This window comes from Streptomyces sp. NBC_00178 (assembly GCF_036206005.1).
GTDB lineage: Bacteria > Actinomycetota > Actinomycetes > Streptomycetales > Streptomycetaceae > Streptomyces.
Window position 1 is genome coordinate 3,161,272 of record NZ_CP108143.1, and the last position, 12,122, is coordinate 3,173,393.

The window sequence follows — 12,122 nt, forward strand, 5'->3', positions numbered from 1 at the left end:
CCGGACATTCATCGCATTTCGATCATCATCGCCGTACGCGGGCCTGCTGATCGGCCTCTCCGCCGGCCCCGACGAGCCCCTTGCCCACCCCGTCGAGCCGGGGCCCGAACCGCTTCATCTCGCGCTGTCCGACCGTCCCTATGAGCGTCGGGAGGTAGCCGCGGACCGACTGCATACCGCGCAGCCACCACTGGGCGTACACGTGCGCGGAGCGCCGCTCGATCCCGGCGACGATCCGGTCGACGGCCGGCCCCAGCGGATACGTGCGGTTCGTCGGCCACGGCAGCCGCTGCCTCAACTCCCGCATGACGTCGTCCTCGTCGGCACCGCGCACCATGTCCGTGTCGGTCCAGGAGAGGTAGCCGACGCCGACCCGCACGCCCCGGTGACCGACCTCGCCGCGCAGGCAGTGCGCGAACGCCTCCGCACCCGACTTGGACGCGCAGTACGCGCTCATCATCGGCGCCGGGGTGATCGCGGCCAGAGACGCTATCTGCAGGAAGTACCCGCGGCTCTCCATGAGCAGGGGCAGGAACGCCCGCGCGGTCACCGCACCTCCTATGAGGTTGACCTCCACCACCCGGCGCCACGCCTCCGGGTCCGAGTCGACGAGCGGCCCGCCGGTGGCGACGCCCGCGTTGGCGACGACGATGTCGACCTTGCCGAAGCGTTCCCCGACCTCGGCGGCGACCCGGCTCATCGCCACGTGGTCGGTGACGTCCGCGAACCAGTGCCCGCTCTCGGAGTGCAGCCGCTCCGAGACCTTCTTCAGCTCGTCCGGCTCCAGGCCGACCAGCGCCAGCGTGGCACCCCGCGCCGAGAGTTTGCGGGCCAGCAGCTCGCCCACCCCCCGCGCCGCGCCCGTGACGACGACGACCTGTCCTTCGAGACTCCGCCTGCCGCTCATGCGACCTCCTCCTCGCTCACGGCTGCCGCCGTGCTGCCCGCACCTTCCACAGTGACGTACGCGGCCACCAGCTCGCGGAGCTTCGCCGTGACCGCTTCGGGCGCCTCCATCGGCGTCATGTGGCCCATGCCCGTCAGCACCGTGAGCCCGAGACTGTGCGGCAGCGCCACCTCGATGGCCCGCGCGTGCACGGGCGGCGTCAGCCGGTCGTCGGCGCCCGCGATCACCGCGGTCGGCAGCAGCAACTCACGTACCCCGGCTTCGAGGTCGAGCTCCGCGAGCACGTGCCCCCAGGCGACCCGCACCGCGCGCGGACACGCGTGCACGATCCTGGCACAGGCATCCACACGTTCCGGGGCCGAACCGCGCCCCATGGTGGCGTACTTGAGAATCACCTTCGAGACGGCGGTGACCGGTCCGAGCGGGGCGCGCGCGCCGAGGACCGCCGCGGTGATCCGGGTGCGGAGCGCACCGGCCCGTATCGGCAGCACCAGCGACTCGGCGGTCAGCCGAGAGCTCCCGGTGCTGCACAGCAGGACGGCCGCCCCGTGCTCGCGGACGGCCGGCCGGCCGCCGGCCGCCATCAGCGTCATCCCGCCCATGGAGTGCCCGCCGAGCACCGCCTTCTGCCCGGGGTCGAGCGTGGCCGTCAGCACCGCCTCCAGGTCGTCGGCCAGCGCGTGCGTGCTGTAGCCGCCGTCCCCGGGCTCGGGCGTACGGCCGTGACCGCGCTGGTCGTAGACGACGACGCGGTGGTCCACCGCCAGGTCGCGCACCTGTGCGTCCCAGAAGCGGGTGTTGCAGGTCCAGCCGTGCGCCAGGACCACGGCGGGGGCGCCGTCGGGGCCGTGCACCTCGACGTTGATCCGCGCGCCGTCGGCCGAGACGACGGTCAGCTCGCGCACGGGCACGGGCGGGGCCTCCGCCCGTCCCTTCGCACTCGTCCTCGTACGTGTCCTCGTCCGGTTCATCGTGCTGCCTCCTCGGTCACGGCACGCGCCGTGGAGTGGGTGAGCGGGGCGCGGACGACCTCGTACTCGCCGAGGTCCACCGAGCGCGTGGCCCGGCGGAACTCGGCCGTGGTGCCCGGCCAGACCGTGGTGTTGCGGCCGGCGGAGTCCAGGTACCAACTGGTGCAGCCGCCGGTGTTCCAGACGGTGCGCCTCATCCGGTCCTGGACCCGGCGGTTCCACGCGCCGACGGCGGAGGGACGCGCGTCGAGGGCCGCGCGCCCGCCCAGGACGTCGAGCTGGCGCAGGTAGTCGGCCATGTAGTTCAGCTGCGACTCGATCATGAGGATCATGGAGGAGTTCCCGAGGCCCGTGTTGGGGCCGATGATCGTCATCCAGTTGGGGAATCCGGCGGCGGTCGCGCCGCGCAGCGCCTGCATGCCGTCCTTCCATGCCTCGGTGAGCGTGATGCCGTCGGCGCCGACGACGCGCTCCGCGATCGGCATGTCCGTCACGTGGAACCCGGTACCGAGGATGATCACGTCGGCCTCGGTCTCCGTACCGTCCGCGGCGACCACGGTGGAGCCCCGCACCTCGGTGAGTCCGGAGGCGACGACGTCGACGTTGGGCTGCGCGAGCGCCGGGTAGTAGGCGCTGGAGAGCAGGATGCGCTTGCAGCCGATGCGGTACGACGGGGTCAGCCTGGCCCGCAGGGCCGGGTCCTTGATCGCACGCGCCATGTTGGCCTTGGCTATCGACTCGACGAGGCCCAGCTGGTTCGGGTGCTTCGTGAAGGCGCCCACCTGCAGTTCCCTGATGCCCCAGAGCAGGCCGCGCCGGGCGGTGCCCGTGAAGGGGAGCGCGCGGTGAAGCCACTTCTCGGGACCGCTGATGGCGCGGTCCATGCGCGGCATGACCCAGGGCGGGGTCCGCTGGAAGAGGGTGAGCCGGCCCACCTGCGGCTGGATCTCCGGGACGATCTGGATGGCCGAGGCGCCGGTGCCGATGACGGCGACCCGCTTGCCGCTCAGGTCGTGGTCGTGGTCCCACTGCGCCGAGTGGAAGACCTTGCCCGGGAAGTCCGCGAGCCCGGGGATGTCCGGCAGCTTCGGGTCGGAGAGCGGGCCGGTGGCCGAGACGACGACGTCGGCGGTGACGGTGGAGCCGTCGGCGCTCTCGATCGTCCAGTGCAGTTCGTCGTTGTCCCAGCGCATGACGGTGACTTCACGGTTGAGCCTGATGTGCGGGCGCAGCCCGAAGGTGTCGGCCACGTGCTCCAGGTAGGCGCGGATGTGCTCCTGCCCGGAGAAGGTGCGCGGCCAGTCGGGGTTGGGCGCGAAGGAGAAGGAGTACAGGTGGGACGGTACGTCGCAGGCACAGCCCGGGTAGCTGTTGTCGCGCCAGGTACCGCCGACCGAGCCGGCCCGCTCGAGGACCAGGAAGTCGGTGATGCCCTCGCGGCGGAGCCGGACCGCGGCCCCGAGGCCCCCGAATCCGGATCCGATCACCGCCACTCGTACGTGCTCGTGCTGGGCCATGCTGCCGCCTCCCCGCGGTACGTGACACGACTCTGCCAGCAATCACTGGCACTGTTGGGAGGGTAGAGCAGCCTCGTACTGATGGGTAGGGGGCGGGGCAAGGAAAGTTACCGGCGGTACAACATAGGGTGCGGGTGTGGCTGAAGGACGCGAGCACCGCGAGTACCGCATGGAGGAGCTGGCCCGGGAGGCCGGCATCACCGTGCGCACCCTGCGCTTCTACCGGGAGCGCGGCCTGATCCAGCCGCCCCGGCGCGAGGGCCGCATCGCCTGGTACGACGACCACCACCTGGCCCGGCTGCGCACGATCACCGGCCTGCTGGAGCGCGGCCACACCCTCAACGGCATCGCCGACCTGGCCGCCACCTTCGACAGCGGCCGGGACGTCGCCGAGGTGCTGGGCCTGGGCGAACCGACCGAGGAGACCCCGGTCCGGCTCACCCCCGAGCAGCTCGCCGACTACTTCCTCGACCAGGCGACGGCGGAGAACCTCGCCGGGGCCCTGGAGCTGGGCTACCTGGCCACCGACGGCGACGAGATCGTGCACATCAGCCGCCGCCTGCTGGAGGCGTCCGCGGAACTCGTCCGCGCGGGAGTCCCGCTCTCCGCCGTGCTCTCCTCGGGCCGCCAGGTCCGCGAGCACGCCGACGCCCTGGCCGACCTGTTCGTCCGCGTACTGCGCACCCACACCGCGCACTCCGAGCCGGACCAGCTGCGCACCCTGGCCCAGGCCGTGGTGGACGCCGAGCTCTCGATGGCCCTGGACCGCCGCCTGCGCGACGACGGCTGAGGGGCGCGGGCGGGCACCGGCACCGGCGGGTTCCTACCGCTCGTACGTGGCGGTCACGGGGGCGTGGTCGCTCCACCGCTCACCGTGCGTCGCCGCGCGTTCGACCCAGCCCTTGACCGCGCGGCCCGCGAGACCCGGGGACGCCACCTGGTAGTCGATCCGCCAGCCCGCGTCGTTGTCGAAGGCCCGCCCGCGGTAGGACCACCACGAGTAGGGCCCCTCCTCGTCCGGGTGCAGGGCGCGGACCACGTCCACGTACCCCGCCTCGTCGAACACCCGGGTCAGCCACTCCCGCTCCTCCGGGAGGAAGCCGGAGGACTTCCTGTTCGCCTTCCAGTTCTTGAGGTCGGCCTCCTGGTGGGCGATGTTCCAGTCGCCGCACACGACCACCTCGCGGCCCTCGGCCGCCGCGCGCGCCCGGAGCCCCTGCAGGTAGGGCAGGAAGGCTGCCATGAAGCGCTCCTTCTCCTCCTGCTTCTCCGTGCCGACCTCGCCGGACGGCAGGTACAGGCTCGCCACCGTCACACCCGGGACGTCCACCTCGACGTAGCGTCCGCTCGCGTCGAACTCCTCCGCGCCGGGGACACCGAATCCGCCGAAGCCGGTCTGCACGCGCTCGGGCGCGTGCCGCGTCAGCACCGAGACGCCCGCACGGCCCTTGGCGGCGGCCGGAGCGTGCACGACGTGCCAGCCCTCGGGCTCACGCACCTCTTCGGGCAGCTGCTGCGCCTCCGCCCGGACTTCCTGGAGGCAGACCACATCGGCCTCGGTCTGCGCCAGCCACTCGACGAAGCCCTTCTTGGCGGCGGCACGGAGCCCGTTGACATTCACGGAGGTAACAGTCAGCATCCGGATACAGTACCTACATCCCCTAGCGCATAGCTCTACTATGACTCGCATGCTTATCCAGCCCCGGCCGTACGACCACCCGGACGCCGTCAAACTCAACGACCAGGTGCAGCTCGAGTACGCCGCCCGCTACGGCGACGGCGGAGACGCCACACCGCTCGACGCCACCATGTTCGACCCGCCCCAGGGGCTGTACCTGCTCGCCTACGACGAGCAGAGCCGCCCCGTGGCCACCGGCGGCTGGCGCACCCAGGACCGGAACGCCGAGGGCTACTCCGACGGCGATGCCGAGATCAAGCGCCTGTTCGTGGTCCCGGAGGGCCGGGGCCGGGGACTGGCCCGCCGCATCCTCGCCGCACTGGAGGCCGACGCGCGGGCCGCCGGCCGCACGCGCATGGTCCTGGAGACGGGCGACCAGCAGCCCGAGGCGATCGCGCTGTACGCGTCGAGCGGCTACACGCCCTGCGCGAAGTTCGGCCACTACCGCCTGTACGACACCAGTATCTGCATGGCCAAGCCCCTCACCGGCCCCGCTCAGACCGCCTGAGGCACCTGCGCCACACCCACGTAGAACCCGCTCCGCTCGTACTCCGGCGCGAGCCCCTCCCGGTACCACTCGGGCGCCGTGACGAGTCCCGGCTCCACGAGGTCCAGCCCCTCGAAGAACGGCTCGACCTCCTCACGCGTACGCATCCTGAGCGCGATGGCGCCCTTCCTGTACGCGGACTCGGTCTCCCGCCTCAGCTCCGGGTGCTGATCGGCGGTGCCGTGCGAGAGGACCAGGAAACTCCCCGGCGCCAGCGCACCGGTCAGCGTGCGCGTGATGCCGTACGGATCGTGGTCGTCGGGCAGGAAGTGCATCAGCGCGATCAGGGACAACGCGACCGGCCGCCCGAAGTCCAGGAATTTCGCGGCGCGTTCGAGGATGGCCTCGGGCTCGCGCACATCCGCGTGGATGTAGTCCGTCGCACCCTCGGGAGTGCTCACCAGGAGCGCCTCCGCGTGGCGCAGCACGATGGGGTCGTTGTCGGCGTAGACCACACGCGACCTCGGAGTGACGGCCTGGACGATCTGGTGGAGGTTCGGCGCGGTGGGGATGCCGGTGCCGATGTCCAGGAACTGGTCGACACCCCGGCCCGCCAGCCAGGCGGACGCCCGGTGCATGAAGGCCCGGTTCCGCCCCGCGTTGGCCCGCGCCTCGGCCGGCAGCCTCTCCCCGACCTCCTGATCGACCGGGTAGTTGTCCTTGCCGCCCAGCAACCAGTCGTAGACACGCGCCGGATGAGGCTTGCTGGTGTCGATGCGGGAGCTGGGTATACCGGCTGTCACAGGACGCTCCTCCGTACGGAACCACGAACAGGCAACCCCGCACCCGGCCTGTGCGACCCCCAACAGCGGTCACCACAAGGGCGGATGAGCGAGGATGCCCCAGGCTACCGGTTGGCCTCCCGACCGGAAGCCGCACCTCCGCGCGGGCGTCGGCCCTAACCGACCAGGCGGCGGCGCCAGTCCAGCGGGGTCACGGTGACGGCCCGGCCTGGGTCGTGGTCCCACTCGGTGCCGAGGCCGGCTGCTCCGAGGGCCGCCACGACCTCGTGGCCGATGGCCCGGGTGGTCTCGGACGAACCGTCGAAGCCGCCGTACAGGAGCATCAACCCCTGGCCCGCCGCGGCGGAATCCGTGCACTGGGTGTGGAAGTAGACGAAGCCGCGGGCATCGGGACCGGCCTCCTCGCCGATCTCGGACTCGCCGCAGGTGCGGCAGCAGGTGAAGTTCTCGCGGGCGGTGACACCGGCGCTCCGGAGAGCGGCGAACGCGCGGGCGAGCCGCTCGGGATCGGTCTCGCCCTGCCATGCGGCCTGCTCCGCCACGCGCTCCAGCCACATCCGGTCCGCCAGCGCCGCCGCCTGCTCGCGCGAAACCGGCCGACGGTCCTTGGTGACCAGGTACTCCTCGGCGATCTCGGCCAGCTCCGCACGGGAGGCGTACCCGCCGAGCAGCACCTCGCGTACGCGCTCCTCCAACACCCGGCGGTCGTCCGCGCCGAGGTCGAGGGGCGGCACCTCGCGGGTGGGGCCCATGTCCAGCAGGGACCAGGCCGGACCGGCGTCCCAGCCGTCCTCCTGGCGGGCCCACCCGGTGAGCGCCGCGCTCACGGCCTCCGGACTGTCCACCATCGCCTGGAAGTGCCGGTCGGCGGACCCGTCGCGGTGTTCCAGCGTGTAGTCGCCTCCGGCCTTGTGCCAGACCTGGGCGAAGACGTCCGGCAGATCGGGTATCCGCTGGAGCACCAGGAAGAGGTCCCCGTCACCGCCCAGCCGGCGGACCAGCCCGGCAAGCTCCCCTTCGGACGCGCGGACGTGCCGCTCCCCGTTCTCCGTCTTCACCACGATCTCGAGCATGCGCCGAACTCTGGCACACGCCTACGACAGCGGCCCTCAGAAATCCGTGACGCGGCGGCCCCCGGCAACCCGGACACGCAGGACCACGGCAGTTGCCCGACCCCGCTTCCCTGCGACGCCAAAGAGCCCCTACCGGATTTCCCCGGTAGGGGCTCTGAGCTGCGGTGGACCTGTGGGGATTTGAACCCCAGACCCCCTCGATGCGAACGAGGTGCGCTACCAGACTGCGCCACAGGCCCTTGCAACGAGTGAAACTCTAGCACCCCGAAAGGGGTGCTCGGAAATCCGTATCCCGGCAGGTCACCGAGTCGGATCCCCGAGCCGTCACTCGTTGGCCGCGCGGGGCCGGTCGCCGTCGTCGTACTGGTCGAAGAGCGGCGTACGGCCCCGCTCCCGCGTGCGCCGGGGCTGGCCGGGCCGGCGGCGCGGGCGCGCCTCGGCGTCGGGCTCCGCGGCGTCCGGACGGCTGGGTTCGGCCGGGCTGGAGCGGGCGGCGCTCCAGGTCTCCGGGTCGCCGACCTCCACCCCGCCCGTGGCGCGCGGGGCGACGGGGGCCGTGACGTAGGTGGGCAGCGGAACCGGTACGGGCTCCCAGCTGTCACCCTGGGCCGGACCGCGCTCGCGCTGCTGGTCGACCCACTCGGCGTGGTCCGTCTGCTCGACGAGGGCGCGGCGGCCCGCCTCCTGCGGAGAGACGGTGGGAGCGGGAGCCGACGCTTCGGGCTCCTCGTCCGGCTCGGCGGGAGCCGACGCCGCGGGCTGGTGCCTGCGGGGGCGGTTCTCGCGGAGCCGTTGTGCGGCGTCCTCGGCACGGCGCCGGTCCATGGTGAAGACGAACCGCCGGCGCTCCTGGGCCCGCAGATGCACGATGTACGTGCTCAGCAGCACGGCCGGCACGGCGGGCGCCCACAGGAAGCGGAGTCCGCCCACGGCGGCGACGACCGCGCCGAGCGTGAAGGCCATGAAGAGCATCGTGGTCGTGCGCCGCCTGCGCGCCAGGACCTGCGAGCGCTGACGCCGCTCGCGCTCCGACTCGGCGCCGGAGGGGCGCCGTCGCCGGACCTGCGCCGGCGGCCGGTCCTGCTCGGTGCGTTCGGGCGCCGGGTCGCGCAACCGGGCTTCCGTATGGGCCGGGGGCGCGGAAAAGGCCCGGACGTCGACGGACTCCATACGGTCCGTGACGGCATCCGGGTCCACGTCGCCAGGCGCCTCCTCGGCCCCGCGTTCCCGCAGCTCCTTGGCGTAACGGCGCTCCATGGCCGCGCGTCCGGACAGCAGCCGGATGGCGGTGCTGAAGCGCTCCGTGGGACGCGCTTCGTTGAGCTCGTCCTGCCTGCGGAGCCACATCGGTACCAAGTAGGCGGCCCATGCCCCGACGATGACTGCGTAGATGAGGCCGCTGCTGCTCACGTCTCACACCGTAGAGGGGTTTGCACGGCAGCATCCGCCAATTGGCCCGGTGTGTCGCACGATCAGGCTCATATGACGGACTTTTTTTACGATTCTTCGGACCGGCAGTCGACGGAAGTCGGATGGTTTACCGTCAAGTAACGATCAAATTCGAACACCTATTTTATTTACCCGGGTGCGTGCGGTGAGTCCCCGGGCGGTTGCGGCGCCCCCGCCCGCACCCTGCGCCAACGCCGCAGCAGCCCGTCGGGCACCTCCTCGGCGGTGAGGGCGAAGATCAGGTGGTCCCGCCACGCACCGTCGATGTGGAGATAGCGCGGCCGCAGTCCTTCCGAGCGGAATCCGAGTTTCTCCACGACGCGTCTGCTGGGCGCGTTCTCGGGCCGGATGCACACCTCGATGCGGTGGAGTCCGACCGTGCGGAAACAGTGGTCGACGGCGAGCGCCACCGCGGTGGGCATGACCCCGCGTCCCGCGACACTCCGGTCCACCCAGTAGCCGACATGGCCCGAGCACATCGAGCCCCACGTGATGCCCGCCACCGTCAACTGCCCCACGAGGCGGCCCTCGTACTCGATCGCGAAGGGCAGCATCCGGCCGGCGTTCGCCTCGGCGCGCAGGTGGCGGATCATCTGACGGTAGGTGGGGCGCTGGGCCACCGGGCCGCCGGGGGCGGGCGGTGGGACGGTCGCCTCCCAGGGGCGCAGCCAGTCGCGGTTGCGCCGGTTCACCTCGCGCCAGATGCTCTGGTCGCGCAGCTTTATCGGGCGGAGGGTGACGGCGCCGTCGGTCAGGATCACCGGCCAGGTCCGGACGTTCAGTTCGGGCTCCCTGGTCGGGGGTGATCGCCGCCGCGCACCTGGTCGACGGCGTGCACCAGAAGCCTGCCCAGGACGGCGAGTCCGTCGCGGACGCCGCCGGTCGAGCCGGGGAGGTTCACGATCAGGGTGCCGTCCGCGATGCCCGCGAGACCCCGGGACAGCGCGGCGGTCGGCACCTTGTCCCGGCCCTCGGCGCGGATGGCCTCGGCGATGCCGGGGACCTCCCGGCCGATGACCGCGCGGGTGGCCTCGGGGGTGCGGTCCGTGGGCGAGATGCCGGTCCCGCCGGTGGTCACGATCACGTCGTAGCCCGCGGCCACGCCCGCGCGGAGGGCCGCCTCGACCGGATCCCCGTCGGGGACGACCTGCGGGCCGTCGACGGCGAATCCCAGACCGGTGAGCCCCTCGGCGACGAGAGGGCCGCCCTTGTCGGCGTAGACGCCGGCCGACGCACGGTTGGAGGCGGTCACGACGAGGGCGCGGTACGCGGGCGCGTCCACCGCGCTGTCGGGCGCGGTCATGCGTCCGTACCCTCCGGTGCGGGGCGCCGGTAGTCCCCGGACTTGCCGCCCGACTTCGCCTCGACCCGCACGTCCGTGATCACCGCGCTCTTGTCGACCGCCTTGATCATGTCGATCACGGTGAGCGCGGCGACCGACACGGCGGTCAGGGCCTCCATCTCGACGCCCGTACGGTCCGTCGTCTTCACGGTCGCCGTGATCTCCACCGCGTCGTCGGCGACGGCGAGATCGACCTTGACGCCGGAGACCGCGAGCGGGTGACACAGCGGGATCAGGTCAGGGGTGCGCTTCGCGCCCATGATCCCGGCGATCCGCGCGGTGGCGAGCGCGTCGCCCTTGGGGACGCCCTCACCCCTGAGGAGTTCGACGACACGGGGGGACACGAGGACCCGGCCGCTCGCGCGGGCGACGCGTGCGGTCACGTCCTTCTCCGACACGTCGACCATGCGGGCCGCGCCCGCCTCGTCGATGTGGGTCAGGCTGTTCTGCGTACTCAACTCACTCCGCCTAGCGGTAGGGCGCCGGTTGCCCGCCCGTCCCGCGTGAGGACACGGGGCGGGCGTCCGGGGGGCCTTCCCCGGTAAGGCACAGCGCCAGATACCGTACCGCCACCGCGACGATGTCAGCGGAGGAGGATCACCTCGGTCTCCGCGCCGGGTTCGGCGGAGGTGACGTCCTCGGGCAGCACGATCAGCGCGTCCGCCTGCGCCAGGGCGGCGATCAGATGCGATCCGGCACCTCCGACCGGAGTGACCGTGCCCGCCTCCGCGTCGTAGGTCCCGCGCAGGAACTGCCGCTTGCCGGCGGGCGAGGAGAGAGGCCCGTCGGCGCTGAGGACGGCACGGACCTTCGGCCGGTGCACGTCCTTGAGACCCATGAGCGTCAGGATCGCCGGGCGCACGAACAGCTCGAAGGAGACGTACGAGGAGACCGGGTTCCCCGGGAGCGCCAGCAGCGGCGTGTGGTCGGGGCCGATCGAACCGAACCCCTGGGGCTTGCCCGGCTGCATGGCGAGCTTGCGGAAGTCGATGCCGCCGCCGGCCCCGTCCTCGTCCCCCACCGAGGACAGTGCCTCCTTGACCACGTCGTACGCGCCGACGCTCACGCCACCCGTGGTGACGACGATGTCCGCGCGGATCAGCTGGTCCTCGATCGTGGCCCGCAGCGTCTCCGCGTCGTCGGCGACCGCGGGGACGCGATAGGCGATGGCGCCCGCGTCCCGGGCCGCCGCCGTCAGGGCGAAGCTGTTGGAGTCGTAGATGCGGCCGCCGGTCAGTTCCTCGCCCGGCTGTGCCAGCTCGCTGCCGGTGGAGAGCACGACGACCCTCGGACGGGGCCGCACCCGCACCGTCGAGCGGCCGATCGCGGCGAGCAGCCCGATCTGCGGCGGCCCGATGACCGAACCCGCGCGCAGCGCCATGTCCCCGGGCCGCACGTCGCTGCCCTTGGCGCGGACGTGGTCCCGCGGCTTGGCGGGCCGGTGGATCCGGACCTCGCCGCTCGCGCCCTCGGGTGCGTCGGTGTGGGCGCGCATGGCCTCGGCCGGGCCGCCGCCGGTGCCGCCGTCGGTCCACTCCACCGGGACGACCGCCTCGGCGCCGGCGGGCAGCGGGGCGCCCGTCATGATGCGGGCGGCCTCGCCGGGACCGACGGAGCGGCCGTCGGCCAGGCCTCCGTCGCCCGCGGCGACGTCACCGACGACGGTGAGGACGGCCGGGAACTCCTCGCTGGCCCCCTCGACGTCGGAGATCCGGACGGCGTACCCGTCCATCGAGCTGTTGTCGAAGGGCGGCAGCGCCACCTCGACCACGACGTCCTCGACCAGGACGCAGCCCTGGGCCTCGGGCAGTTGCAGCTCGATGGGTTCGAGCGGCCTCACCGCGGCGAGGATGTCGTCCAGGTGATCGTCCACCGACCAGATCGTGCTGCTCAAG

General features: G+C 72.2%; 13 protein-coding genes and 1 tRNA gene. 2 read left to right on the top strand and 12 right to left on the bottom strand.

What is annotated here, in order from left to right; all coding sequences use genetic code 11:
• Positions 1-25: 25 nt before the first annotated feature.
• From OHT61_RS13540 to OHT61_RS13550, 3 genes are read right to left on the bottom strand one after another with little or no spacing between them, the layout of a single operon-like run.
• The gene (locus OHT61_RS13540; RefSeq protein WP_329038194.1) at positions 26-907 is read right to left on the bottom strand and encodes an SDR family oxidoreductase; all 882 of its coding nucleotides are present in this window, start codon (positions 905-907) and stop codon (positions 26-28) included.
• On the bottom strand, positions 904-1,878 hold the full coding sequence (locus OHT61_RS13545; protein ID WP_329038197.1) for an alpha/beta fold hydrolase: 975 nt from the start codon (positions 1,876-1,878) through the stop codon (positions 904-906). The genes OHT61_RS13540 and OHT61_RS13545 overlap by 4 nt, the downstream gene beginning before the upstream one ends.
• Complete coding sequence (locus tag OHT61_RS13550; protein WP_329038200.1) at positions 1,875-3,395, bottom strand: flavin-containing monooxygenase; 1,521 nt, start codon at positions 3,393-3,395, stop codon at positions 1,875-1,877. Before OHT61_RS13550 ends, OHT61_RS13545 begins: the two co-directional genes overlap by 4 nt.
• Positions 3,396-3,564: 169 nt before the next feature.
• On the opposite strand from OHT61_RS13550, the gene OHT61_RS13555 reads away from it, so the two are divergent.
• On the top strand, positions 3,565-4,185 hold the full coding sequence (locus tag OHT61_RS13555) for a MerR family transcriptional regulator (RefSeq protein WP_329043242.1): 621 nt from the start codon (positions 3,565-3,567) through the stop codon (positions 4,183-4,185).
• Positions 4,186-4,218: 33 nt separating this feature from the next.
• Here the strand turns inward: OHT61_RS13555 and OHT61_RS13560 are convergent, their stop codons facing one another.
• Positions 4,219-5,034: an exodeoxyribonuclease III gene (locus OHT61_RS13560; RefSeq protein ID WP_329038202.1), complete on the bottom strand. Its 816-nt coding sequence runs from the start codon at positions 5,032-5,034 to the stop codon at positions 4,219-4,221.
• Between the two features lie 49 nt (positions 5,035-5,083).
• Between OHT61_RS13560 and OHT61_RS13565 the strand changes: the two genes are divergently transcribed.
• Positions 5,084-5,581, top strand: a complete 498-nt coding sequence (locus tag OHT61_RS13565; protein ID WP_329038204.1) for a GNAT family N-acetyltransferase — start codon at positions 5,084-5,086, stop codon at positions 5,579-5,581.
• Here the strand turns inward: OHT61_RS13565 and OHT61_RS13570 are convergent.
• From OHT61_RS13570 to glp, 8 genes are all read right to left on the bottom strand, one after another.
• Entirely contained in the window at positions 5,569-6,363 is a 795-nt protein-coding gene (locus tag OHT61_RS13570) for an SAM-dependent methyltransferase (protein ID WP_329038206.1), read from the bottom strand. The genes OHT61_RS13565 and OHT61_RS13570 overlap by 13 nt on opposite strands.
• A 155-nt stretch (positions 6,364-6,518) precedes the next feature.
• Positions 6,519-7,436 carry a DUF6891 domain-containing protein gene (locus OHT61_RS13575; protein ID WP_329038209.1) on the bottom strand — a complete coding sequence of 306 codons (918 nt, stop codon included), beginning with the start codon at positions 7,434-7,436 and terminating at the stop codon, positions 6,519-6,521.
• 165 nt (positions 7,437-7,601) lie between these two features.
• A tRNA-Ala gene (locus OHT61_RS13580) sits at positions 7,602-7,675 on the bottom strand.
• 85 nt (positions 7,676-7,760) lie between these two features.
• The gene (gene sepX, locus OHT61_RS13585; RefSeq protein WP_329038211.1) at positions 7,761-8,846 is read right to left on the bottom strand and encodes a divisome protein SepX/GlpR; all 1,086 of its coding nucleotides are present in this window, start codon (positions 8,844-8,846) and stop codon (positions 7,761-7,763) included.
• Between the two features lie 167 nt (positions 8,847-9,013).
• Positions 9,014-9,646: a GNAT family N-acetyltransferase gene (locus OHT61_RS13590; RefSeq protein ID WP_329038212.1), complete on the bottom strand. Its 633-nt coding sequence runs from the start codon at positions 9,644-9,646 to the stop codon at positions 9,014-9,016.
• A gap of 17 nt (positions 9,647-9,663) precedes the next feature.
• The gene (locus tag OHT61_RS13595) at positions 9,664-10,188 is read right to left on the bottom strand and encodes a MogA/MoaB family molybdenum cofactor biosynthesis protein (protein ID WP_329038214.1); all 525 of its coding nucleotides are present in this window, start codon (positions 10,186-10,188) and stop codon (positions 9,664-9,666) included.
• Positions 10,185-10,685 carry a cyclic pyranopterin monophosphate synthase MoaC gene (gene moaC, locus OHT61_RS13600; protein ID WP_329038216.1) on the bottom strand — a complete coding sequence of 167 codons (501 nt, stop codon included), beginning with the start codon at positions 10,683-10,685 and terminating at the stop codon, positions 10,185-10,187. Before moaC ends, OHT61_RS13595 begins: the two co-directional genes overlap by 4 nt.
• 125 nt (positions 10,686-10,810) lie before the next feature.
• Positions 10,811-12,121 carry a molybdotransferase-like divisome protein Glp gene (glp, locus tag OHT61_RS13605; protein ID WP_329038218.1) on the bottom strand — a complete coding sequence of 437 codons (1,311 nt, stop codon included), beginning with the start codon at positions 12,119-12,121 and terminating at the stop codon, positions 10,811-10,813.
• Between the last annotated feature and the right edge of the window lies 1 nt (position 12,122).